The sequence below is a fragment of the Methylobacterium sp. 1A genome, from assembly GCF_058072805.1.
On sequence record NZ_JBYQVE010000001.1, the window covers coordinates 1552939 to 1573688 of the forward strand.

The following is a 20750-nucleotide window of genomic DNA, read 5'->3' on the forward strand; positions in this document are numbered from 1 at the left end:
CGCGGCACGGCTTTCGCGACCGATCGTGATCGATCGCGCGCTCAAGGTGCCGCGCTTTGTCCACGATCGTCTTGGATCAGCCGGTCGACAGACACCCGGAGAAGCCCGTCGATGTGCCGCTGGATCGCCTATGCGGGACGCACCATCCCGCTGGAGCACTACGTCACCGAGCCGTCCCACAGCCTCGTCTCGCAGAGCATCGCGGCGCTCGAATCGACCGCGGCGACCAACGGCGACGGGTTCGGGCTCGGCTGGTACGGCGATCACCCGGAGCCCGGCCGGTACCGCGAGGTCCAGCCCGCCTGGTCGGACGAAAACCTGCGCTACCTGTGCCGGCACCTGCACTCGCACCTGTTCTTCGCGCACGTGCGCGCCGCGACCGGGACGCCGATCACCCGGCCGAACTGCCATCCCTTCGCCTGCGGTCCGTGGCTGTTCATGCACAACGGCTATATCGGCGACTGGAGCCGCCTGCGGCGGCCGGTCGAGGCGCTGATCCCGGACGAGCTGTACCCGTCGCGCGCGGGGACCACCGATTCCGAGGCGATCTTCCTCGGGCTGCTGGGCTGCGGCCTGATGGGGCCGGGGCCGCGCCGTGATCCGGTCGAGGCGACGGTGCGCGCGCTGGCGCGGCTCACGGACCTCGCCGGCCCGCATCCGTTCCGGTTCACGGCGGCGCTGGCCGACGGCCGCGATCTCTACGCGTTTCGGTACGCCGCCAACGACAAGGCGAACTCGCTCTATTATCGCGTATCGGAGGGCGGCGTGGTCGTCGCCTCGGAGCCGCTCGACCGGGATCACGGCACCTGGACGACGGTCGCTGAGAACAGCGTGCTCGTCGCGCGGCGGGACGCGCCGGTGGAGATCCTGCCGCTGGCGCAGTTCGGCCTAGCCGCGCCGCCGGTCGATGACTCGGTCCGCCGGCTGCGCGCCTGAGCGACTCCGCTTAGGCGACGCGGGAGAGGCTGCCGCTCTGCGAACCCTGCGTGCTGCGGGCGGAATCGTAGGCGCGATTGCGCAGGGCGGTCTCGCTCGGGAGCTGGTCGATCACGTTGCCGGACGACGGATCGACCACCTGGAACACGATCGAGCTGGTGTCCGGATCCTGTATGTACCGCGCCTTGCCGCCGTTCGTGCCGATGTCGAGCTTCACCGCGGGCTCGAGCGGCTTGGCAGAGGTCTCGGGCTCGGGCGCCTGCTGGGTCACGGCGGCGGCGGCCGTCGCTCCGAGCGCGTCGAGGCCCTGCGGCCCCGGCGTCGTGGATGTCAGCGTTCGGATCTCCATCGCCGGTCTCCTGCGATCCTGTGATCGAAGGATTGAGGCGCGGTCCTGCCTAATCGTTCCTTAATGGCGACCGCCGGTCCACCGGATGATGCGGCGGGATCGGAGATGCGATGAACATCGCGTTACCGGGGCGACACAAATCCGTGCTGAATTTTCTCCTGGGTCGACTCGGCGCCCAGCCGGTTCGTCTTCCCGCGACGGGGCCGCGGCCCGCCCCGCGCAGCGTGGAGCACGCGATGTACAGGATCTCGGCGATGCTCGTCTTGGTGACGAGTCCGGCGCTCGCCGCGCCGGCCGCGACTGGCGATCCGGGTACGCGCGCGCTGTTCATCCGTGAGCACCGCTGCGCCGTCGCGGAGCGGCTCGACGCCATCCACAGGCGCGGGCCGGTCGACGTCTCGCGCGACCGCTTCATCGTCGTGGCGCCGCACGGACAGGCGCAGCGCTACGTCCAGTGCATCTTCCAGGATCGGGATACGCGGATGTTCTGCGAGGCCGCGTCGGGCGCCTACGGACCACCCGGCCGAAGGCGCCTGCGGCTGGATGCGACGGCACGGCAGGCTCTGGCGGCGCTCGGATACGTCCAGGCGGACCCGGCGGAGAACTTCGCGCGCCTCGTGGAGCTGGGATCGCCGCCCGACACGGGCATCGCCGCGGATCTGATGCTCGCGGCGCTGCACGATGCCTACGGCGCCCGCCCGGGCGACATTCTCGATATCGAGGCCCCGCACGGCGGAACGCCGGGGCGGGGCTGCGGCGCGCCCGAATCCTGAGCGGACCGGGCGCGCGCCCGTCTCACTCGGCGGCGTCGACGTAGAGCTTGCCGCCCTCGGCCAGAAATTCCTGCGACTTCGCCCGCATGCCGGCCTCGGCCTCGGCCTTCGACATCGCGGGCGCCGCGCCCACGACCTCGCCGGCCTCCTCCATCGCCAGCACCTCGGCGCGCAGGTCCTGCGTGATCTTCATCGAGCAGAATTTCGGCCCGCACATCGAGCAGAAATGCGCGACCTTGTGGGCGTCCTTCGGCAGAGTCTCGTCGTGGAAGCGCCGGGCGGTATCCGGATCGAGGCCCAGGTTGAACTGGTCCTCCCAGCGGAAGTCGAACCGGGCGCGGCTGAGCGCGTCGTCCCGGAGCTGCGCGGCGGGATGCCCCTTGGCGAGGTCTGCGGCGTGGGCGGCGATCTTGTAGGTGATGACGCCGGTCTTCACGTCGTCCCGGTCCGGCAGGCCGAGATGCTCCTTCGGGGTGACGTAGCAGAGCATCGCGGTGCCGAACCAGCCGATCATGGCGGCGCCGATGCCCGAGGTGATGTGGTCGTAGCCGGGGGCGATGTCGGTGGTCAGCGGGCCGAGGGTGTAGAACGGCGCCTCGCCACACTCCTTCAGCTGCTTCTCCATGTTGACCTTGATCTTGTGCATCGGCACGTGGCCGGGGCCTTCGATCATCACCTGGCAGCCCTTGTCCCAGGCGACCTTGGTCAGCTCGCCCAGCGTCTCAAGCTCGCCGAACTGGGCGGCGTCGTTGGCGTCAGCGATCGAGCCCGGGCGCAGGCCGTCGCCCAGAGAGAACGAGACGTCGTAGGCCCGCATGATGTCGCAGATCTCGTCGAACCGCTCGTAGAGGAACGATTCCCGGTGCCCGGCTAGGCACCAGCGGGCCATGATCGAGCCGCCGCGCGAGACGATGCCGGTGACGCGCCGCGCGGTCAGCGGCACGTGGGCGAGGCGCACGCCGGCATGGATGGTGAAGTAGTCGATGCCCTGCTCGGCCTGCTCGATCAGCGTGTCCTTGAAGACCTCCCAGTCGAGCTTGAGCGGGTCGCCGCCGACCTTCTCCAGCGCCTGGTAGATCGGCACCGTGCCGATCGGGACCGGGCTGTTGCGGATGATCCACGAGCGGATGTTGTGGATGTTGCGGCCGGTGGACAGGTCCATGACCGTGTCGGCGCCCCAGCGGATCGACCAGACGAGCTTCTCGACCTCGTCGGCGGCCGAGGAGGTCACGGCGGAGTTGCCGATGTTGGCGTTGATCTTGACCAGGAAGTTCCGGCCGATCGCCATCGGCTCCAGCTCGGTGTGGTTGATGTTGGCCGGGATGATCGCCCGGCCGCGGGCGATCTCGTCGCGCACGAATTCCGGGGTGATGAAGGGCGGGACCGAGGCCCCGAAGCTCTGGCCGTCCGCGAGCGCGGCCTCGGCGCCCGCGAGCATGGCCTCGCGGCAGACGTTCTCGCGATGGGCGACGTAGATCATCTCCTCGGTGATGATCCCCGCGCGGGCGAACTCGTACTGGGTCACCATCTGGCCCGGGGCCGCCTTGCGGATGGTCCGTTCGGCGGGGCAGGGGGCCACGAGCTTGTCGCCCGCGAATCCGTTATCCTCGGGCTTCACCGCGCGCGGCGCGACGGCCGCGTAACCGCGGGCCGCGACCCAGGGCTCGCGCACGCCGGGAAGGCCGGCGTTGAGGTCGATACGGGCATCGGTCTCGGTATAGGGGCCCGACGGGTCGTAGACCCGCACCGGCTCCTCCTTCGGATCGGAGAGGACGATCTCGCGATAGGGAACGCGGATGTCCGGCCGCCCGGCCGGGTTCGCGTACGCCTTGCGCGATCCGGTGACCGGACCCGTGGTCACGGTCTCGGGGCTGCCTTTCACGTCCTTCGGGAGAACGGGTGCGTTCATCGTGGGCCTCTCCTCGTGCTGGAGCGGTCCGGTCCACGCGATGGCCGAGATGAGATGAGGTCGCGCGAGATGCGACCGCAGGTTCCCGTCCCTCCGCCGGTATGAGCCGGATCAGGTTCAAGGGTCAGGGCAGCGTGCCCAATCTCAGCCCTCTTCAGGGCCCCCCTCGGAACGGTTCCAGACTCGGGCCCGCGGACGGCTTTGTCAATGCTGACCGGCCGCCCTAGAAAACACATCCCCGAAACCGTTCGTCCGAACGCACGCGTTCTCCCCCGCCGCAATCGTACCGCAATGCGCCTCATCGCCGGCCTCCTGCTCGCCGCGCTCCTCCTCTGCGGGCTGGCCTGCGCCGCGCTCGCGCTCGGGCAGCGCCGGTTCCTCTATCCGGGTGCCTTCGGGTCGCAGAACCCGTGGACGATCCCGCCGGGCCTCGCGACGATCACGGTCGCGACCCCCGACGGCGAGACCCTGCACGGCCTGTGGCGGCCTCCGCGGCCGGGCTGCGGCGTCGTCGTGAGCTTCCACGGCAACGGATCCCGCCCCGAGCCGCACGCGGCCCGCTTCGCCGCGGAGCCCTGGCGGGCGCGCGGCTGGGGCGTGCTCACTGTGGCCTATCGCGGCTATCCCGGCTCCACCGGCAGCCCCAGCGAGGACGGGCTGATCCGCGACGGGCTGGCGGCCGTCGAGGCCGCGCGGGCGCGGGCGCCCGACGCGCCGATCCTCCTCCACGGACACTCCCTCGGGGCCGCCGTGGCCGTGGCCGTCGCCGAACGGGTGCCGACGATCGGCCTGTACCTGGAGGCGCCGTTCGACTCGATGACCCACACCGTGCGGCTGCATGTCCCGCTAGCCCCGATCTGGCTCCTGCGCGACACGTACCGCTCGGACCTGCGCATCCGCGACGGGTCGGCGCCCGTGCTGATCGTGCAGGGCCGCGACGACACGGTGGTGCCGGCCAAGCTGGCGCGGAACCTCGCCGCGGCGGCCGGCCCGCGGGCGCGGATCGACGTGATCCCGGGGGACCACGTCTCCATCCTGGGGAGCCGGGATCGCGAGGCCGAAGCGCTGTTCGGACAGGGCGTCGGTCCGGCTTGCCCGCAGCCGGTGGACCAGCAGGGGTAGGAGAGGGAGGCTCGCGTGGTCGGACGGCGCTCGCAGCGCTGGAGCGCCGAGGATCCGGACGCGCCGGGCGTCCCGGGCCCGCCGGACCCGGTCTGCCCCCTCTGCGAGCGCCCGATCCCGCGCCGCGCCCGCTCCAGCCTCCATCACCTCACGCCGAAGCTGAAGGGCGGGACCCATCGCGGCACGGTCCGGCTGCACCAGATCTGCCACTCGGCGATCCACGCCCGCTACAGCGAGGCGGAGATCGCCAAGCGCCTCGCCGACGTCGAGGCCCTGCGCGCCGATCCGGAGATCGCGCGCTTCCTCGTCTGGGTCCGCGGCAAGCCCGACGATTTCCACGCCGCCACGCGCATGACCCGCGAGCGGAAGTCGGCGCGCCGCAAGATCTGACACCTGCCCGGCCGGCGTTTACCCGGCGTTCGTCACATCCGCAGGTGGCCGCCGCCCCGTTCCTTGCCGTCAACCCGAACCGGTCCAGGATCGCCCCGATCGCGAGGGTTCGGACGATGGCCGGGGTCGGGGATACGGGGGATCGGCTCGCCTGGGTCGATATCGCCAAGGGGATCTGCATCCTCCTGGTCGTCATGATGCATTCGGTCATCGGCACCGGCGAGGCCATGGGCGGCGAGGGCTTCCTCCACCCGGTCGTCGCCTTCGCGAAGCCGTTCCGCATCCCGGACTTCTTCCTGCTCTCCGGCCTGTTCGTGGGACGGGTGATCGACCGCGACTGGCGCCTGTTCTCCGACCGCCGGGTCGTCCACTTCGCCTATTTCTACCTGCTCTGGCTGGTGATCCAGTCGGTCGCAAAGTACGGCAAGATCGTCGGCGATGCCGGTCCCGCGGCCTTCGCGGCGCATCTCGCCCACGCACTGATCGAGCCCTATTCCAGCCTCTGGTTCATCTACCTGCTGGCGGTGTTCTCGGTGGTCACCAAGGCCCTGCGCCGCGTGCCCGGCGGCGTGCTCCTCGCCGGCGCCGCCCTGCTGCAGATCGCCGACATCCGCAGCGAGTCGACCCTGATCGAGGAGTTCTGCGCCCGCTACGTCTACTTCGTCGCGGGCTACCACTTCGCCGGGCGGATCTTCGCGCTCGCCGACGCGGCGCGCCGCCGCGTCCCGCTCGCCCTCTGCGGCCTCGGCGCCTGGGCGGTCCTGGAAGGCTGGCTCGCGCTGACCCCGTCGGGCCTGCCGGATCATCCGAACCTCGCCAGCCTGCCGCTGGTGAGCCTCGCCCTCGGCGGGGCCGGTGCCCTCGCGATCGTGGTGGCGGCGGCTCTCATCGGCCGCGCCGGCGGTCCGGTCGCCGAGGCGGTCCGGACCTGCGGCCAGCGCTCGATCGTGATCTACCTCGCCTTCTCGCTGCCGATGGCGGCGACCCGGGAGATCCTCGTGCGCACCGGCGCGATCGCCGATATCGGCCTCGCCAGCCTGACCGTCATGGCGATGGCGGTGGTCCTGCCGCTCATGCTGGAGCGGCTGGTCCGCGGAACGGCGCTCGACCTGCTGTTCGTCCGGCCGCGCCGGTTCCGGCTGGCCGGGTCCGGGCCTAAGCCGAGCCCGGCCCTGCAGGCGACCTGAGGGACCTCAGCCGTCGAAGGCGATACCGATCCGCCGGCTGCGCCGCCACGCCACGGTGGCCGGGCGCGGTTCGGTGCCCGTGCTGACACGAAGCGCGAAGCGGTCCGGCACGGCCTGATCGTCCTCGACCTCGATCTGCGCGCCGACGTCGGTGGCGTCCCAGACCAGGCAGCTCACCTCGCCGCCGTCGAGCAGCACGGCGCCGAACGTGAAGGCGTTCTTCCGGAAGGTGCCGCGGCGATTCTCCGTCATCAGCTCCTCCGTCCCGTCTCGTGGCTCCGCGGAGCCGGACGATGCCGGATCGCGGTTAACAGGGCAAATACGTTCCCGTGCCTGCCCTGCTCGACCGAGATCAGTACTCGTCGGGATCACCCCGGTAGCGGCGTGGCCCCGGCCCGTAATCGTCGTCGTAGGAGCGGCGCGGCGGCGGGCGGTCGTAGTCGCGGCGGTCGCGGTAGGCGTCGCGCCGGTCGTCGTAGCCGTCATTCCGGTAGCCGCCCCCGCCGCCGTAGGCACCCCCGCCGCCACCGCCGTAGCCTCCGCCGCCGTAGCCCCCACCGCCGCCCGCGTTGATCCGCGGGGCGTACCAGCAGCTCTTCGCCTGGCCCGGCGCCGGATCGCCGAAGGTCTGGGTGTTGCAGGGCACGACGCCGCCCTGCGGGAACGGCCGGCCGTTCGTCCGGCCGGGCACGCCGTAATAGACGTTGGTGGGATAGGGCATCCGGCAGACGCCGCCCTCCTGCGCGCAGCCGACCAGGTTCACCGTGTCGAGCTGGTAGGCCTGGGCCGGGGCGGGTGGCAGCGCGCCGCCTCCCAGCGTGATGGCCCCGAAGGCCAGAGCGATCCGAATCTGCACGTCCCCGATTCCCCCGTGGTTCGCGGTGCGAGTGCCGAATAATCTGGTCGGCGGCTTCCGGCCAGCGGCCGCGCTCGCTATGGCGTCGCACAAGGATGCGCGCGGGCCGGTCCGCGGCCGGCGCGACGGTGATCGGGCGGAACGCCCCGTCGTCGGACGGGAGACGGCGCCCCGGGAGGCCTTGATGAGGGATGCGTCCGCGCAGGAGCTTCTGCTGCTCAGCGCACTCCAGGAATGCCGGATCCAGCTCGACGCGGCGCGCAAGGACGAGGCGGCCCGCGCCGCCGTCCGGGAGGAGCTCGAGGCCGCGCTCCGGCGCGAGGCCGCTCTCGCGGCGGCGATCGTGGAGGAGCGCGAGCGGACCGAGGCCGTCCGCCTCGTGCTTCAGGCGCTGCTGATGAGCGTCCGCCGGTTCGGTCTGCGCCGGCGCCTGTTCGGGGCGCGCATCGCCCGGCTCGGCCGGGAGACGCCGGATTCCGGTCCGCAGGCGGCCCGCCATCCCGTGCTGCTCGCCGAGGCGCGACGGGTGCTGGGTAAGCCATCGCCCGAACCGCCGGCCGAGCGGTGACGGCGGTCGCCGCCCGAGCGCCGCGCGGCGCGGCTCCTCACGGCCCGGCGCCGGCGTCTCCGGGCGCCGCGGCCAGGACGATCAGGGCCGTCAGAACGCCGAGCGGCAGGACGATGCTGCCGAAGGCGAGATGGGCGATCCCGAAGGCGCCGAACAGCGCGCCCGCGGCGAAGGCCGCGATCGCCGGGAGCACGCGCAGGAACCTCTCCCGGGTCTGATCGCGCTGTGGGCCGCGTCCCAGGACGAGGTCGGTCGCGTCGATGACGGCCTGGCTGACGCTCACCGTCATGACCGTGGTGGGGGCGAGATGGCCGAGAGACAGGCGGCCGATGGCGTTCTGTAACCCCATGGCCGCGACCGCGAGCATGCCGACGGCGATGGAAGCGGCACTGTCCGCTCCGCCGAGGGGCGACCACACGGTGCCACACAGCCCGAATCCCGCGAGCAGGGTCACCTCGACGGCGAGGAGCCAGGGCAGGGGGTCGAAAGCCCGCCGCTCCAGCGCCAGGGCCAGGATTCGAGCCCCCGCCACCGCTCCGACGAAGACGGGCAGCGCCAGGAGCTTGGCAACCACGCCGCTGGAGCTCGCGACCAGCTCGGCGCCGATCAGGACGAAGTTGCCGGTGACGTGAGCGGTGAAGAGTCCGGTCAGGGCGATGAAGGCCGCCGCGTCGACGAAGCCGGCGACGAACGCCAGGGCGGCGCCGGCGAAGAGACCGCTCCCCGGTCTCCGAGCTCGCGCGGGACCGGTCATCGTCTCAGTCGGCGAAGGGCGTCGCCGTCAGGCCGACCGGCATCCGCGGATTGGCGAAGTAGTCGGGCCAGCGATCGCAGAGATACAGGATCGCGACCAGCACGGTGGCGATCGCCAGCAGGGAGGCGAGCACCTCGGTGACCTGCGTCGCCCATCTCCCGAGCGTCGGGATCGCCATGAGGCCGCCGACGAACAGCGTGGTCACGATAACGGGTGCGGACATCGGGCAAGGCTTCGCGGCGCGGATCTGGGACGGGGCTGTCCCGAACCCTAACGCCGCGCGGCGCCCGCAGGTTACCGATATCGGTTATCGTGACTCATGATAGGCAACCCGAACATCGAGCTGCTGCGCTCGTTCCTGGCCGTCGTCGAGAGCCGCAGCTTCACCGCCGCGGCGCAGGCTCTCGGTCTGCGGCAATCCACGGTGAGCGGGCACATCGCCCGGCTCGAGCAGGCGCTCGGTCGCGCGCTCCTGACGCGGGACACCCACCGGGTCGCGCCCACGCCGGACGGTCAGGCCATGATCGGCTTCGCCCGCGACGTGGTGGACGCGCAGGACCGGCTGCGCGCCTTCTTCTCGCCGGAAGGCTTGCGCGGCCGCATCCGGCTCGGCGTCTCCGAGGACTACACCCTGTCGACCCTGGCACAGGTCCTGGCCCGCTTCGCCGATCGGCACGACGCGGTCGATCTGCAGATCACGGTCGGGCTGAGCCGCGCCCTCTATCAGGGCTACGATGCGGGCGAACTCGACGTGATCTTCTGCAAGCGGCGGCGCGGCGACCCGCGCGGGACCTTGGCCTGGGCGGAGGATCTGATCTGGACGGGCCGGCCCGGCCTCGTGCCGGATCCGGCTAAGCCCTTGCCCCTCGTGCTCTACCCGCCACCGTCGATGACCCGCACCTTGGCGCTCGACGCCCTCGAGGCGGTGGGCCGGTCCTGGCGGGTGGCCTGCACCAGCGGAAGCCTGATGGGGCTGCGGGCCGCCGTCGAGGCGGGCCTGGGCATCGCGCCGCACTCGGCCAAGATCCTGCCGCCGGGCCTCGCCGCGATCTCCGAGGCGGCCGGCCTGCCGCCGCTCGGCGCGGTCGAGTTCGTCGTGCTCGGCCCGGGTCGCCACCACGCGGCGGCGACCGCGCTGCAGGAGACGATCCTGGCGAGCACGGGCGAGCTTCAGGGCGCCGCGCGCTAGAGCGTTTTCGGTTTGGGCTGAGTCGGCTTGGTGGGGTTCACGCGGCGCTGGGAGGCTGATTCACTCAGGCCGGTCGACAGCCGGAGTGATGCATGGGCCGCCCCTACAGCTTGGACCTGCGCGAGCGGGTGGTGACCGCGGCTGCGGCGACCTCGCGCCGTCAGGCGGCCGCCCGCTTCGGGGTCGGCCAAGCAACCGCGATCCGCTGGATGGCGGCGCTCGCCGCGACTGGGACGGTGGCCGCCCGGCCGCAGGGGCGTGCCCGCCGCTCCAAGCTCGACCCGTACGAGACGTTCCTGCGTACGCTGATCGACGAGACGGTCGACATCACCCTGGAGGAGATGCGCGCCCGGTTGCAGGACGAGCATGGCCTCACCGTCGGGCTCGGCACGTTGTGGGCCTTCCTCGACGCGCGCGACCTGACGTACAAAAAAAGACGGCCCACGCCGCAGAGCAGGATCGGCCGGACGTGAAGGCCGCCCGGGAAGCGTGGTTCGAGAGCCAGCCCGATCTCGACCCGGACCGGCTGGTGTTCCTCGACGAGACGTGGACCGCCACCAACATGGCCCGCACCCGCGGGCGCTGTCCCCGCGGCCAGCGGCTGCGCTCCCCCGTCCCGCACGGTCATTGGAAGACCACGACCCTGGTGGCGGGCCTGCGCCTGTCCGGGATCGCCGCGCCGTTCGTGCTCGACGGGCCGATCAACCGCGACGCCTTCCAAGTCTACGTCGATCAGGTCCTGGTGCCCGAACTCGCACCCGGGGACATCGTGATCATGGACAATCTCGGCAGCCACAAAGGCCCGGCCGTGCGCGCGGCGATCGAGGCGGCGGGCGCGCGGCTCCTGTTCCTCCCGCCCTACTCGCCGGACTTCAATCCGATCGAGATGGCGTTCTCGAAGTTGAAGGCGGGGCTGCGCAAGGCCGCGGCGCGCACGCGCGAAGGGCTCTGGACCACAATCGGGCGGCTCGTCGATGCCGTTACGCCCGACGAGGCCGCAAACTTCTTCGTCGCGGCAGGATACGACCCCGATTAAACCGAAACCGCTCTAGGGCGGCGTCCTCCCGGCACGCGGTGGCCGGGCTCGATCCCGACCGTCCGGCGCGGTCCTTAACGGATTGGCCAGCCTTTTTCCGCACCGTACCGCGAAGCGGTCACAAACGGTTTCGACAAGGATCGCCGGCGGTGCCGGCCCCGGTGTCGTTGCCGGATGGGGCGCGAAACCGCCGCATTTGGCGTGCGGAAACCGTCCTGCGGCGTGCCTGACGGTCGCGCGTCGCGGCGGAACTTTCGAGAACGGGATGCATGGCCAAGGGTCGGGGCAGGATTGAGCCGAACTTCGACGTGCCCGAAGGGCGCGCGCGGGATCGCGGCGAACTCGACCTGCGCCTGACCCGTGAGGACCGCCCCGGGGCAGGAGACGGCGTGGCGAAGCGATCGGGCGGCGGAGCGCGGCAGCCGAACAAGGCGCCGGCGCGGACAACGGGGCGGGCGAAGGCCTCGGGTCGCGGCCGACGCCGGCGTTCCTGGCTCGGCCGCATCGTCTACGGCTGCGTCGTCCTCGGCCTCTGGGGGGTGATCGGGCTCGCGGGGCTCATCGCTTACCACGCCTCGCAGCTGCCACCGATCGACCAGCTCGCGGTGCCGAAGCGTCCGCCCAACATCGCGATCCTGGCGAGCGACGGCTCCCTGCTCGCCAATCGCGGTGAGACCGGCGGCCGCGTCGTGTCGATCAAGGAGCTGCCGCCCTACCTGCCACGCGCCTTCGTGGCGATCGAGGATCGGCGCTTCTACCAGCATTTCGGCGTCGACCCGGTCGGCATCATGCGGGCCATCGGCCAGAACCTGACCCGGCGCGGCGTGGCGCAGGGCGGCTCGACCCTCACCCAGCAGCTCGCCAAGAACCTGTTCCTGACCCCGGAGCGCTCGGCCTCGCGCAAGATCCAGGAGGCGATCCTCGCGCTCTGGCTCGAGCACAAGTACACGAAGGACGAGATCCTCGAACTCTACCTGAACCGCGTCTATTTCGGTGCCGGCGCCTACGGCGTCGAGGCGGCGGCGCAGCGCTATTTCGGCAAGCCCGCCAAGGAGGTGAGCCTCGCGCAGGCCGCGATGCTCGGCGGCCTCGTGCAGGCGCCCTCGCGCCTTGCCCCGAACCGCAACCTCCCGGCCGCCCAGGCCCGCGCCGCGCAGGTGCTCGCCGCCATGCAGGAGCTGGGCTTCGCGTCGGCGCAGGACGTCAAGGTGGCGCTCGCCCAGCCGGCGAAGCCCGCCAACGCCCGCGGCGGCGGGTCGGCCAACTACGTCGCCGACCTCGTGATGGACGTGCTCGACGATTACGTCGGCAAGTTCGACACCGACATCACAGTCCAGACCACGGTCGATCCGAGCCTCCAGGCGGCGGCCGAGAAGGCGCTCACCGACGAGCTCAACGCCAAGGGCACGCGCTACAACGTCAGCCAGGGGGCGCTGGTCTCGATGCGGCCGGACGGCGCCATCCGCGCCCTGATCGGCGGCCGCGACTACGCGCAGAGCCAGTTCAACCGGGCCACGACCGCCAAGCGTCAGCCCGGCTCCTCGTTCAAGCCCTTCGTTTACCTCGCGGCCGTGGAGCACGGAGCCACGCCCGACACGGTCCGTGAGGACGCGCCGATCCGGATCGGCAACTGGGCGCCGGAGAACTACTCCCACCGCTACGAGGGGCCCGTCACCCTGCGGACGGCGCTCGCCCAGTCGCTCAACACCGTCGCGGTGCGCCTCGGCCAGGAGGTCGGGCCGAAGACCGTGGTCCAGACCGCCCAGCGGCTCGGCATCACCTCGCCGCTCCAGGCCAACGGCTCCATCGCCCTCGGCACGTCCGAGGTCACGCTCCTGGAGATGGTCGGCGCCTACGGGGCCTTCGCCAACGGCGGCATCGGCGTGATCCCCTACGTGGTCACCGCCGTGAAGAGCCAGGACGGGAAGGTCCTCTACAAGCGCTCCGACAACGGTCTGGGCCGGGTCATCGACGCCAACGCCGACGGCATGATGAACGCCATGATGCACGAGACCTTCGTCAGCGGCACCGGCAAGAAGGCCGACATCCCCGGCTGGGACCTCGCGGGTAAGAGCGGCACCACCCAGGATTATCGCGACGCGTGGTTCATGGGCTTCTCGGGCAGCCTCGTGACCGGCGTCTGGCTCGGCAACGACGACGGCGAGCTCACCAAGAAGGTCACCGGCGGCAACCTGCCGGCGGAGATCTGGAAGACGTATATGACCCAGGCCCTGAAGGGGCAGACGCCGGTCCCGCTCCCGGGCCTCAACCGCTGGCGCCGCCAGCCGGAGACGACCGCCTCGGTGGCGAGTGCCGCCCCGGCGGGCCCGGGCGGGCTCCTGGGCCAGATCCTCGGCGAGTCGGACGCCCCGGCGCCGCGCCAGGCCGCGCCGTCGCGGCGCCCCCCGAAGGACGACCGCAACTTCATCGAGAAGCTGTTCGGCATCGGTGACTGACGCTCCGCGGTCTCCGCATTCGTCGGGACCAGGCGGCGGCGCGCGTCGCGGGCGAGAGGCGGCCCGCGGCGCGCGCCGTCGCGCATCCGCGCGACTACGCCCGGGCTCCGGCCCAAGGCGACCGCGTCGAGGCGGGACTGACAGCCGCGGCGGCCTGTATTTGTATTAGCGGCGATTCAGCGCTTCTTAGTGCCGCCAATAACCGCTTTTTCAATCTTCGTGGACGTAAGATCGGGTGAACAGTAAGCCCGTCAACCGCAATGGCGCGGTTCGTGGCAGCCCGATCGAGCCCATGCTCCTGCGCGCCACCGCTACAGCGATCAGAGCTCACCTGGACGATCGCGCCTCGCGCACGATCGCGGCGGCCGGCACGTGCCTGCTGCTCTGCCTCGCGCTGCTCGGCGCCTATCTCTGCTTGGATCTGCGGGACGTCGCTTGGCACAACGCGCGCCGCAACGCCGGGAATCTCCTGGCGGTGATCGAGGAGGGCGTCGGCCACAGCCTGCGGGTCTACGACCTCTCGCTGCGGAACTCCGCCCGGCTCGCAAGTCGCGCCGACATCGCGGCCCTGGACCCGGATATTCGGCGCCTGGCGCTGTTCGACACGGCTGTGGCGGGCTCCGGCCTCGGTCCGATCGCCGTCACGGACGCGGCCGGCGACGTCCGGCTGACGAGCGATCCCGGCGTGCGGACCCGGCCCAACATGCGCACGCTGCCGGAATTCGAGTTCCATCGGTCGAATCCCGAAGGCGGCCTGATCCTGTCCGGGCCGACCGTATCTCTCATGACCGGTGAGCCCATCATCCGCATGACCCGGCGGATCCGGACGCCCGACGGCTCATTCGCCGGGATCGTGTCGGGATCGATCAGGCTCGCGCATTTTCAGGCGCTGTTCGAGCGCCTGCACTTCGACGACGGCATCGCTCTGAACGTCTTCCACCGGGACGGGACGCTGCTGATCCGGGCGCCGGCACGGCCGGAGGCGCTCGGCCAGAACATCAGCGCGAGCCCCGGCTACAAGATGTACCGGGCCAAGCCGCGCGGCGAGTTCCAGGGACGCTCGTTCCTCGACGGCGTCGAGCGGGTCTACAGCTTCGCCGACCTCGACGACCTGCCGCTGATCGTGACCGTGGCGACGGACGTCGACAGCATCCGCAGCGTCTGGATCTACAAGGCGGCGATCGTCGCCGTCCTGATCCTGTGCCTCTGCCTCCTCGCCTTCGGCTTGACGATCCTGCTGCACCGGGAGGTCGGGCGCCACGTGGCCGCGGAAGCCTCCAGCCGCGAGGCCAACGCCGCGCTCGCCGTGCTCGCGCGGACCGACGGCCTGACGGGCCTGCCGAACCGGCGCAGCTACGACGAGCACTTCGCCGTGGAGTGGAAGCGGGCCGCACAGCTGCGGACGCCCCTGGCGCTGTTGATCGTCGATGCCGACCACTTCAAGCAGTTCAACGACCGCTTCGGTCACCAGCGCGGCGACGAGGCGCTGAAGGCGGTGGCGGAGTGCCTGCAACGTTCCCTCGATACCGCCGGGCTGAGCTTCCGGATCGGCGGCGAGGAGTTCGTCGCCCTGTTGCCGGGCGTCGACGCGACCGCCGCCAGCGTCGCGGCGGAGCGCGTCCGCCGGGCCGTGGTGAACCTCCGCATCCCCCACGCCCCGGAGGTCGGTGGCATCGCGACGGTGAGCATCGGCGTCGCCTGTGCCGATCCGGCCGGCGGCGATCCGCCCGAAGGGCTGTTCACGGCGGCCGACGGGGCCCTCTACGCGGCCAAGAAGGCCGGGCGCAACCGCGTCCGCGCCGCCGCGCCGGCGGATCCCGTGGCCCTGGCGCTGCGGGCCTGAGCGGCCCCGCGGCTCACAGCATCGGCAGCATCCGGGGCCGCGGTCCGCGGGGGAAATGCGCGTCGATCAGGGCGATCTCGGCCGCACCGAGGTGCAGGTCCGCCGCGCCGGCATTCTCGACGGCCCGGTCCGGGCGGCCGGTCTTGGGGATCGTGAACGTGCCCGGCAGCCGGGTCAGGTAGGCGAGGGCCACCGCGTAGGGCGTCGTGCCGTGGTTCTGCGCGATGCCCGCCAGGACGCGGCCGCCCGCGCTGGCCGGATCGGGGAAGTCGCCGCTGCCGAAGGGCGAGTAGCCCACCATGGCGACGCCGTGCTTCTCGCACCAGGGCAGCACGGCGTGCTCGATGGCCCGCTCGTTCAGGTGGTAGAGGACCTGATTGCAGGCGATCCGGTCCGGCCCCGCGATGGCCCGGACGCGATCGAGATCCTCGACGTCGAAGTTGCTGACGCCCCAGGACAGGATCTTGCCGGCCCGGCGCAGATCCTCGAAGCCCGCGATCGTCTCCTCGAGCGGGTGCTGACCCGGCCAGTGCAGCAGGTAGCAGTCCAGCCGGTCCGTCCGCAGACGCTGGAGCGACGCCTCACAGGCCCGCGCGACGCCCCGGCGCGTCGCGTTACCGGGCACCACCTTGGAGACGAGGAACACCTCCTCGCGGCAATCCGCGACGGCGGCGGCGACGACCGCCTCCGCGTCCCCGTACATCTCCGCGGTGTCGATATGGGTCATGCCGGCGTCGATCCCGGCCCGCAGCGCCCGGACCGCGTCCGTCCGGTCCGAACTGTCGATGTGCCACGTGCCCTGGCCGATAACCGGCACAGAGACGCGCGTCGCGCCGAAGCTTCTGGCGTACATGGCAGCGCTCCCTCTTCGCTGTCACAGGGGGTTGCTGGCGGCGGTCCGGTCGAGTCCCGGGCCGCCGGCGTATCACGGCTCGGCCGCGCAACAACCCGGCACGCCTTACTCGCGCCATCTTGGGGCGTTGAGCAATGGCATGCGGCCTCCCGCGGCGCTAAACTTTAGGCCCATGCCCGAAGTCCGGCGGCGCGGGCTTGCCGAGTCTGCGCCGCCCCGCGCAGTGCCGCCGCGCAGGGCCACGCGACGCCCGGACCCGCGCACGGTCCGTCGGCTGGCCATGCTGGAGATGCCTCGATGCTGCCGGCCCACCGGATATTCTGGGGTCTGATCCTGCTGGCGGCGGCCGGCGCGGGGTTGCTCTACAACATCATCTTCGCGGCCGGCGCCTCGCCCCTCGCCGGCTTCACGTACGGCCTCTGCATGGGCGCCACGGTGCTGGCCTTCGACCGCGGGCTGATCCTGGCCGGCCTGCAGGCGAAGATCCGGCGGCTGCCGGCCTGGCTCTACGTGCTGGCCGCGGAACTCGCCTACGTCCTGATGATCATGGCGGGCAACGCCCTGGGCGGCCTGCTCGTCTGGGCGTTCGCCCTGACACCGGACGACCTCACGACCGCGACCCGCATGACCGCGCGGGTGCTCGCCTACGCCCTCGCCGTGTCGGGCCTGCTGGTCTTCGTCATACGGATGCGCGACCTGATCGGCGGCGAGGTGTTCGTGAACTTCATGATCGGCCGCTACCACAAGCCGGTGGCGGAGGAGCGGGTCTTCCTGTTCCTCGACGTGGTCGGCTCCACGGCCTTCGCGGAGACCCACGGCGACCTGCGCGCGCAGGAATATCTCAGCACCGTGTTCGCGACGCTCGCCGAGCCGGTGCGGCGCAACGCCGGCTCGGTGGACGACTATATCGGCGATCTCGCCATGGTGACGTGGCCGATGGCCCGCGGCCTCAAGGACGCGCGCTGCGTCACCTGCGTGTTCGAGGTGCTCGACCGGATCGAGGCCGACGCCGCGGCCTGGACCGCCCGGTTCGGGACGGTCCCGCGGCTCCGGGCGGCGCTGCACGGCGGCTCGGTGGTCACGGCCGAAGTCGGGGTCGACCGCCACAAGATCGCGTATTTCGGCGACGCCGTGAACGTGACGTCGCGGATCGAGGCCCTGTGCCGCCCGCTGGGCGTCGGCATCCTGATCTCGCAGGATCTGCTCAACCGCCTCCCGCGCCTTCCGGCCGGCGTCCGGGCACGGTCCCTCGGCGCCCACGCGCTCCGCGGCCGCGGCGCGCCGCTGTCGGTGGCGACGCTCGAGCGCGGCCCCGCCGAGACCGCGCCCGTGGCGGATCTCGCGCCGCGCCGCGCCGCGGTCGCCCGCTGATGGCCGGGGCGAGCACCGCGCGGGCGAACACCCTGATCGCCGTGAAGATGGCGCTGCGCTTCGGGCTGCCGCTGATCGGGCTCGCGGTCTTCGGCCGCGCCGTCGTTCTGTCGGTGGGCGGCGATATCGAGCACGGCCAGTTCGCCCTGGGCGTGCTCCTGATCCTGGCGGGTTTCACCTCGAAGCTGGTGCCCCGGCCATGAGCGACGCGCCGGCGCGCCCGCCGATCTACCTCGACGCCGATGCCTGCCCGGTCAAAGACGAGACCTACCGGGTCGCCGAGCGCTACGGCCTGACCGTCCACGTCGTCGCCAACAGCGTGCTGAATCTACCGCGCGAGCCCTGGATCGAGCGCGTGGTCGTCGGCCCGGAACTCGACGCCGCCGACGACTGGATCGCCGCGCGGGCCGGACCCGGGAGCATCGTCCTCACCGCCGACGTTCCGCTGGCCGCGCGCTGCGTGAAGGCGGGCGCCACGGTCCTGGCGTTCACTGGGAAGCCGTTCAGCGAGGCCGGGATCGGTCTCGCCCTCGCGACGCGCGACTTGATGCAATCGTTGCGCGAGGCCGGGACCATCACGGGCGGGCCGAAACCGTTCTCGCGCGCCGACCGGTCGGCCTTCCTGTCCGCCCTCGACCGGGCGGTGAACCGGATCCTGCGCGAGCGGCCGAAGCCGGTCTGAGCACCGGTCCCAGGCGCGACGGCGTTCCCCGCGCGGGAGGTCTCAGGCCTCGGCCGCCGGGACGAGGGCCTTGAGCGCCTCGTTGATGCGGTCCTGCCAGCCAGGGCCGTCCTTCTGGAAATGCGCGAGCACGGCGCTGTCGAGGCGCAGGCTTACCACTTCCCGGGAGCCCGGGACCGTTGCCGGCCGCGGCGCGGCCTGCGGCGGCGGAGCGGCCGTCTTCGGGCTCGTGGCGGCCCGGAAGGCCGCCTCGGCTGCCGCGCGCGGGTCGGTGAAGCGGCGGCGGTTGCGGTCTTCGGCCATCGACCCCTAGCCCTTCGCGGTCGTCTTCTTCGGCGCGGCCTTCTTCGCGCTGCCCTTGGCGGCCGCCTTGGCTTCCTTCTCGGCCGCCTTGGCCTGCGCGTCGGCGGCCTCCTTGGCGAGACGGAGCGAGCGCAGCCGCACCGTCCGCTCGTCCATCGCCTTGATGGCCGCGTGGTGCTCCGCCATCGCCTGGGCGCCCTCGCGAGCCATGCGCTCCGCCCGTTCCGCGCGCTCGGCGCGGTTCTCCGCCCGGGTCTTGGCTTCCGCCTCCGCGTCGCGGGTGGCATTCACCTCGTCGAGGTCGTACTCAGTGTCGTCGTTCATCCTGTCCCTTTCACCCCGGCTCGACGGGTCCGACCCGGCGCAGCCTGCGCGGGACGGGGTCTGAGCGGGTCCGGCCTGTTCGAGGGGCGGGGGGCAAGGCCGGATCGGCGCCCTCCCGCATCGCCGTCAGGCGCGCGGGGAAGGCAGGTTCACGAAGGCTTTAGCATGCCCGCGCGGCCGATGGCGAATCCGGATCGCCGGGTGGGACTGACGGCGCACACCATTCGTACGCGTTCGCCGGACGATCCGGATCGGGCTCGCGGTCGGCCGGGCGGGATCCGGCCCGGATCGTCCTCCGATCAGCGCACGCGGAAGTTGAGCGGAATGGAGACCGAAAGGCTGGACTGCGTCACACCGGGGGGCGCCGCCGGCATCGAGCCGCGCACCGCCGCGAGGGCGGCGCTGTCGATCTGGCCGACGCCGCTGGACCGGGCCACGCCGGCGCCTGTCACCTGACCCGAGCGCATCACGGTGAAGCGCACCACCGCGGTCCCGCCGCCGGTGCCGACGGCCGCGTTCACGTTCATCCGGCTGTGGATCGCCGCGCTGATGGCGCCCTGCCACTGGCGCATGGCGCTCGGATCGTTGCCCGCGGCGGCCCGGCCGGCCGCGTTCGCCCGCGAGGCCGACGCCGAACTCCGCTCGGCGCCAGCCCGCGCCTTGGCCTCGCGCGCCTTCGCCTCGCGCGCAGCCTTGGCCTTCGCCTCGCGGATCTCCTCCAGGCGCTCCTGCCGCGCCTCCTCGCGCTTCTGCTCGCGGAGCTTCTCCTCCCGGATCTTGCGCAGCTTGGCCTCGCGCTCCGCCTTCAGCTTCGCCGGATCGAGCGTCGGCTTGGGCGGCTCCTCGGACTTGGCGACCTCGGTGGGCGGCGGCGCCAGCGGCTCGGCGGCCTCGGACGCGGAGGTGATCACTTGGCTCTGCGCCTCCACGGGTTGAGCCTCTTGCGGCATCTCGATTGCCTGGGTGTCCTCCGGCTTCACCTCGGTCATCTCGGTCGGCGGCGGCGGCTGGACGGCCTCGTCGGGCGGCGTGTCCACCGGCTTCGCCTCCGGCGGGGCTTCCTGGCTCATCTGCTGCTCCGCCGGGGCCTCGGTGGCCGCGTCGGTCATGAGCGGCGCGAGGTCGACGGTGATCTGCTGCTCGCCGGGCGGTGCAGGCGGGGAGAGACGCAGGAACATCACGGCGGCGAGCACGCAGGCGTGCAGCCCGAGGGCGACCAGGAAAGCGGCGAGCAGCCCGGACGGGCGGCGCTCGCCGAGACCGGCCGGCATATCCGTCGACGTGTAGGTGCTCATCGGCTCAGCGCGCGGTCCCTGCGGGGGCGGCGGGGGCGGCCGGGGCGGCCGGGGCGGCGCTTGGCGAGGCCGGAGCGGCGCCGCCGGGCGACTGCGCGATCAGCGACACCTTGGTGAAGCCGGCCTGCCCGACGAGGCCCATGACCTCCATGACCTTGCCGTAGGGCACGTCGCGGTCGCCGCGCACGAGGATCACCTGATCCTTGTCGGCCGCCGCCATCTCGCGCAGGCGCGGCACGATGCTCTCCATCGTGAACACCTCCTTGGCGATGGACGGGTTGCCGTCCTTGTCGACCGTCACCTCGGCGGGCTTCTTCGACTGCGCGACCTTGGGCGCCGCGGTCTTCGGCAGCTGGACCGGCACGCCGGTGGTCATCAGCGGCGCGGCGACCATGAAGATGATCAGCAGCACGAGCATCACGTCGACCATCGGGGTGACGTTGATGTCGGACATCGGCACATCGTCGAGGTCGTCGTCGTCGTTCGCGCGAATGGATCCCATCGCCATGGGGCGTCTCCGGTACCTTTACGTTCGGCTCTCTGGGGGCTGGCGC

The 20750-nt window shown here is 71.7% G+C and carries 24 protein-coding genes and 1 riboswitch; of the genes, 13 read left to right on the forward strand and 11 right to left on the reverse strand.

Annotated elements, in window-relative coordinates; translation table 11 throughout:
* Positions 1-111 precede the first annotated feature (111 nt).
* The gene (locus ACX9MN_RS07615) at positions 112-936 is read left to right on the forward strand and encodes a class II glutamine amidotransferase (RefSeq protein WP_489724100.1); all 825 of its coding nucleotides are present in this window, start codon (positions 112-114) and stop codon (positions 934-936) included.
* Positions 937-946: 10 nt separating this feature from the next.
* Here ACX9MN_RS07615 and ACX9MN_RS07620 read toward each other — a convergent pair whose 3' ends face one another.
* Positions 947-1285 carry a flagellar protein FlaG gene (locus ACX9MN_RS07620; RefSeq protein ID WP_020092829.1) on the reverse strand — a complete coding sequence of 113 codons (339 nt, stop codon included), beginning with the start codon at positions 1283-1285 and terminating at the stop codon, positions 947-949.
* A 254-nt stretch (positions 1286-1539) separates the two neighbouring features.
* On the opposite strand from ACX9MN_RS07620, the gene ACX9MN_RS07625 reads away from it, so the two are divergent.
* A complete protein-coding gene (locus ACX9MN_RS07625) occupies positions 1540-2058 on the forward strand; it encodes a TY-Chap domain-containing protein (RefSeq protein WP_489724101.1) in 519 nt (172 codons plus the stop codon).
* A gap of 22 nt (positions 2059-2080) precedes the next feature.
* Here ACX9MN_RS07625 and thiC read toward each other — a convergent pair whose 3' ends face one another.
* Complete coding sequence (gene thiC, locus ACX9MN_RS07630) at positions 2081-3967, reverse strand: phosphomethylpyrimidine synthase ThiC (RefSeq protein ID WP_091680898.1); 1887 nt, start codon at positions 3965-3967, stop codon at positions 2081-2083.
* A gap of 71 nt (positions 3968-4038) precedes the next feature.
* A riboswitch (TPP riboswitch) is annotated at positions 4039-4144 on the reverse strand.
* 114 nt (positions 4145-4258) lie between these two features.
* Here thiC and ACX9MN_RS07635 point away from each other — a divergent pair.
* The 3 genes from ACX9MN_RS07635 to ACX9MN_RS07645 all read left to right on the forward strand — a co-directional run bounded on the left by ACX9MN_RS07635 (position 4259) and on the right by ACX9MN_RS07645 (position 6666).
* Positions 4259-5089: an alpha/beta hydrolase gene (locus ACX9MN_RS07635; protein ID WP_489724102.1), complete on the forward strand. Its 831-nt coding sequence runs from the start codon at positions 4259-4261 to the stop codon at positions 5087-5089.
* A gap of 15 nt (positions 5090-5104) precedes the next feature.
* On the forward strand, positions 5105-5479 hold the full coding sequence (locus tag ACX9MN_RS07640) for an HNH endonuclease family protein (RefSeq protein WP_020092825.1): 375 nt from the start codon (positions 5105-5107) through the stop codon (positions 5477-5479).
* A gap of 116 nt (positions 5480-5595) precedes the next feature.
* Entirely contained in the window at positions 5596-6666 is a 1071-nt protein-coding gene (locus ACX9MN_RS07645) for an acyltransferase family protein (protein WP_489724103.1), read from the forward strand.
* Between the two features lie 6 nt (positions 6667-6672).
* On the opposite strand, the gene ACX9MN_RS07650 is transcribed toward ACX9MN_RS07645, so the two are convergent.
* Positions 6673-6918 (reverse strand): hypothetical protein, encoded by a 246-nt coding sequence (locus ACX9MN_RS07650; RefSeq protein ID WP_020092823.1) that lies wholly within the window; start codon positions 6916-6918, stop codon positions 6673-6675.
* A 100-nt stretch (positions 6919-7018) separates the two neighbouring features.
* A complete protein-coding gene (locus ACX9MN_RS07655; protein ID WP_489724104.1) occupies positions 7019-7522 on the reverse strand; it encodes a hypothetical protein in 504 nt (167 codons plus the stop codon).
* Between the two features lie 184 nt (positions 7523-7706).
* On the opposite strand from ACX9MN_RS07655, the gene ACX9MN_RS07660 reads away from it, so the two are divergent.
* Positions 7707-8090 (forward strand): hypothetical protein, encoded by a 384-nt coding sequence (locus tag ACX9MN_RS07660; protein WP_026604872.1) that lies wholly within the window; start codon positions 7707-7709, stop codon positions 8088-8090.
* A gap of 37 nt (positions 8091-8127) precedes the next feature.
* Here ACX9MN_RS07660 and ACX9MN_RS07665 read toward each other — a convergent pair whose 3' ends face one another.
* Entirely contained in the window at positions 8128-8844 is a 717-nt protein-coding gene (locus tag ACX9MN_RS07665) for a YoaK family protein (RefSeq protein ID WP_489724105.1), read from the reverse strand.
* Positions 8845-8848: 4 nt separating this feature from the next.
* Positions 8849-9067, reverse strand: a complete 219-nt coding sequence (locus tag ACX9MN_RS07670; protein WP_042672292.1) for a hypothetical protein — start codon at positions 9065-9067, stop codon at positions 8849-8851.
* 96 nt (positions 9068-9163) lie between these two features.
* Here ACX9MN_RS07670 and ACX9MN_RS07675 point away from each other — a divergent pair, with 96 nt between their 5' ends.
* From ACX9MN_RS07675 to ACX9MN_RS07690, 4 genes are all read left to right on the forward strand, one after another.
* Positions 9164-10033: a LysR family transcriptional regulator gene (locus ACX9MN_RS07675; protein ID WP_020092818.1), complete on the forward strand. Its 870-nt coding sequence runs from the start codon at positions 9164-9166 to the stop codon at positions 10031-10033.
* A gap of 92 nt (positions 10034-10125) precedes the next feature.
* A protein-coding gene (locus ACX9MN_RS07680) for an IS630 family transposase (RefSeq protein ID WP_100250497.1) occupies positions 10126-11069 on the forward strand; the annotation gives its coding sequence in 2 pieces (ribosomal slippage) (positions 10126-10462 and positions 10462-11069; 945 coding nt in all).
* A gap of 269 nt (positions 11070-11338) precedes the next feature.
* Entirely contained in the window at positions 11339-13525 is a 2187-nt protein-coding gene (locus tag ACX9MN_RS07685; protein ID WP_489724106.1) for a transglycosylase domain-containing protein, read from the forward strand.
* A gap of 235 nt (positions 13526-13760) precedes the next feature.
* The gene (locus ACX9MN_RS07690; protein WP_489724107.1) at positions 13761-15368 is read left to right on the forward strand and encodes a GGDEF domain-containing protein; all 1608 of its coding nucleotides are present in this window, start codon (positions 13761-13763) and stop codon (positions 15366-15368) included.
* Between the two features lie 13 nt (positions 15369-15381).
* Here the strand turns inward: ACX9MN_RS07690 and ACX9MN_RS07695 are convergent, their stop codons facing one another.
* Entirely contained in the window at positions 15382-16221 is an 840-nt protein-coding gene (locus ACX9MN_RS07695) for an aldo/keto reductase (protein ID WP_489724108.1), read from the reverse strand.
* A gap of 297 nt (positions 16222-16518) precedes the next feature.
* Between ACX9MN_RS07695 and ACX9MN_RS07700 the strand changes: the two genes are divergently transcribed.
* Genes ACX9MN_RS07700 through ACX9MN_RS07710 form a run of 3 tightly spaced genes read left to right on the forward strand, consistent with a single transcriptional unit; the run spans position 16519 to position 18274 of the window.
* Positions 16519-17592 carry an adenylate/guanylate cyclase domain-containing protein gene (locus tag ACX9MN_RS07700; RefSeq protein WP_489724109.1) on the forward strand — a complete coding sequence of 358 codons (1074 nt, stop codon included), beginning with the start codon at positions 16519-16521 and terminating at the stop codon, positions 17590-17592.
* The gene (locus tag ACX9MN_RS07705; protein WP_056527984.1) at positions 17592-17795 is read left to right on the forward strand and encodes a hypothetical protein; all 204 of its coding nucleotides are present in this window, start codon (positions 17592-17594) and stop codon (positions 17793-17795) included. Before ACX9MN_RS07700 ends, ACX9MN_RS07705 begins: the two co-directional genes overlap by 1 nt.
* The gene (locus ACX9MN_RS07710) at positions 17792-18274 is read left to right on the forward strand and encodes a YaiI/YqxD family protein (RefSeq protein ID WP_091978859.1); all 483 of its coding nucleotides are present in this window, start codon (positions 17792-17794) and stop codon (positions 18272-18274) included. Before ACX9MN_RS07705 ends, ACX9MN_RS07710 begins: the two co-directional genes overlap by 4 nt.
* 42 nt (positions 18275-18316) lie before the next feature.
* Here the strand turns inward: ACX9MN_RS07710 and ACX9MN_RS07715 are convergent, their stop codons facing one another.
* From ACX9MN_RS07715 to ACX9MN_RS07730, 4 genes are all read right to left on the reverse strand, one after another.
* Positions 18317-18577, reverse strand: coding sequence for a BrnA antitoxin family protein (locus ACX9MN_RS07715; RefSeq protein ID WP_056527989.1), 261 nt, complete (start codon positions 18575-18577; stop codon positions 18317-18319).
* A 6-nt stretch (positions 18578-18583) separates the two neighbouring features.
* On the reverse strand, positions 18584-18901 hold the full coding sequence (locus ACX9MN_RS07720; protein ID WP_020665400.1) for a hypothetical protein: 318 nt from the start codon (positions 18899-18901) through the stop codon (positions 18584-18586).
* A gap of 299 nt (positions 18902-19200) precedes the next feature.
* Complete coding sequence (tolA, locus tag ACX9MN_RS07725) at positions 19201-20196, reverse strand: cell envelope integrity protein TolA (protein WP_489724110.1); 996 nt, start codon at positions 20194-20196, stop codon at positions 19201-19203.
* A 4-nt stretch (positions 20197-20200) separates the two neighbouring features.
* Entirely contained in the window at positions 20201-20704 is a 504-nt protein-coding gene (locus ACX9MN_RS07730) for an ExbD/TolR family protein (protein WP_489724111.1), read from the reverse strand.
* Positions 20705-20750: the final 46 nt, after the last annotated feature.

Bases quoted from the DNA above. Each gene is read 5' to 3' on its own strand.
- ACX9MN_RS07650 (WP_020092823.1), bottom strand. From the start codon at position 6,918: ATGACGGAGAATCGCCGCGGCACCTTCCGGAAGAACGCCTTCACGTTC.
- ACX9MN_RS07700 (WP_489724109.1), top strand. From the start codon at position 16,519: ATGCTGCCGGCCCACCGGATATTCTGGGGTCTGATCCTGCTGGCGGCG.
- ACX9MN_RS07710 (WP_091978859.1), top strand. From the start codon at position 17,792: ATGAGCGACGCGCCGGCGCGCCCGCCGATCTACCTCGACGCCGATGCC.
- ACX9MN_RS07675 (WP_020092818.1), top strand. From the start codon at position 9,164: ATGATAGGCAACCCGAACATCGAGCTGCTGCGCTCGTTCCTGGCCGTC.
- ACX9MN_RS07620 (WP_020092829.1), bottom strand. From the start codon at position 1,285: ATGGAGATCCGAACGCTGACATCCACGACGCCGGGGCCGCAGGGCCTC.
- ACX9MN_RS07720 (WP_020665400.1), bottom strand. From the start codon at position 18,901: ATGAACGACGACACTGAGTACGACCTCGACGAGGTGAATGCCACCCGC.
- thiC (WP_091680898.1), bottom strand. From the start codon at position 3,967: ATGAACGCACCCGTTCTCCCGAAGGACGTGAAAGGCAGCCCCGAGACC.
- ACX9MN_RS07660 (WP_026604872.1), top strand. From the start codon at position 7,707: ATGAGGGATGCGTCCGCGCAGGAGCTTCTGCTGCTCAGCGCACTCCAG.
- ACX9MN_RS07615 (WP_489724100.1), top strand. From the start codon at position 112: ATGTGCCGCTGGATCGCCTATGCGGGACGCACCATCCCGCTGGAGCAC.
- ACX9MN_RS07695 (WP_489724108.1), bottom strand. From the start codon at position 16,221: ATGTACGCCAGAAGCTTCGGCGCGACGCGCGTCTCTGTGCCGGTTATC.
- ACX9MN_RS07715 (WP_056527989.1), bottom strand. From the start codon at position 18,577: ATGGCCGAAGACCGCAACCGCCGCCGCTTCACCGACCCGCGCGCGGCA.
- tolA (WP_489724110.1), bottom strand. From the start codon at position 20,196: ATGAGCACCTACACGTCGACGGATATGCCGGCCGGTCTCGGCGAGCGC.
- ACX9MN_RS07645 (WP_489724103.1), top strand. From the start codon at position 5,596: ATGGCCGGGGTCGGGGATACGGGGGATCGGCTCGCCTGGGTCGATATC.
- ACX9MN_RS07625 (WP_489724101.1), top strand. From the start codon at position 1,540: ATGCTCGTCTTGGTGACGAGTCCGGCGCTCGCCGCGCCGGCCGCGACT.
- ACX9MN_RS07665 (WP_489724105.1), bottom strand. From the start codon at position 8,844: ATGACCGGTCCCGCGCGAGCTCGGAGACCGGGGAGCGGTCTCTTCGCC.
- ACX9MN_RS07670 (WP_042672292.1), bottom strand. From the start codon at position 9,067: ATGTCCGCACCCGTTATCGTGACCACGCTGTTCGTCGGCGGCCTCATG.
- ACX9MN_RS07705 (WP_056527984.1), top strand. From the start codon at position 17,592: ATGGCCGGGGCGAGCACCGCGCGGGCGAACACCCTGATCGCCGTGAAG.
- ACX9MN_RS07730 (WP_489724111.1), bottom strand. From the start codon at position 20,704: ATGGCGATGGGATCCATTCGCGCGAACGACGACGACGACCTCGACGAT.
- ACX9MN_RS07685 (WP_489724106.1), top strand. From the start codon at position 11,339: ATGGCCAAGGGTCGGGGCAGGATTGAGCCGAACTTCGACGTGCCCGAA.
- ACX9MN_RS07635 (WP_489724102.1), top strand. From the start codon at position 4,259: ATGCGCCTCATCGCCGGCCTCCTGCTCGCCGCGCTCCTCCTCTGCGGG.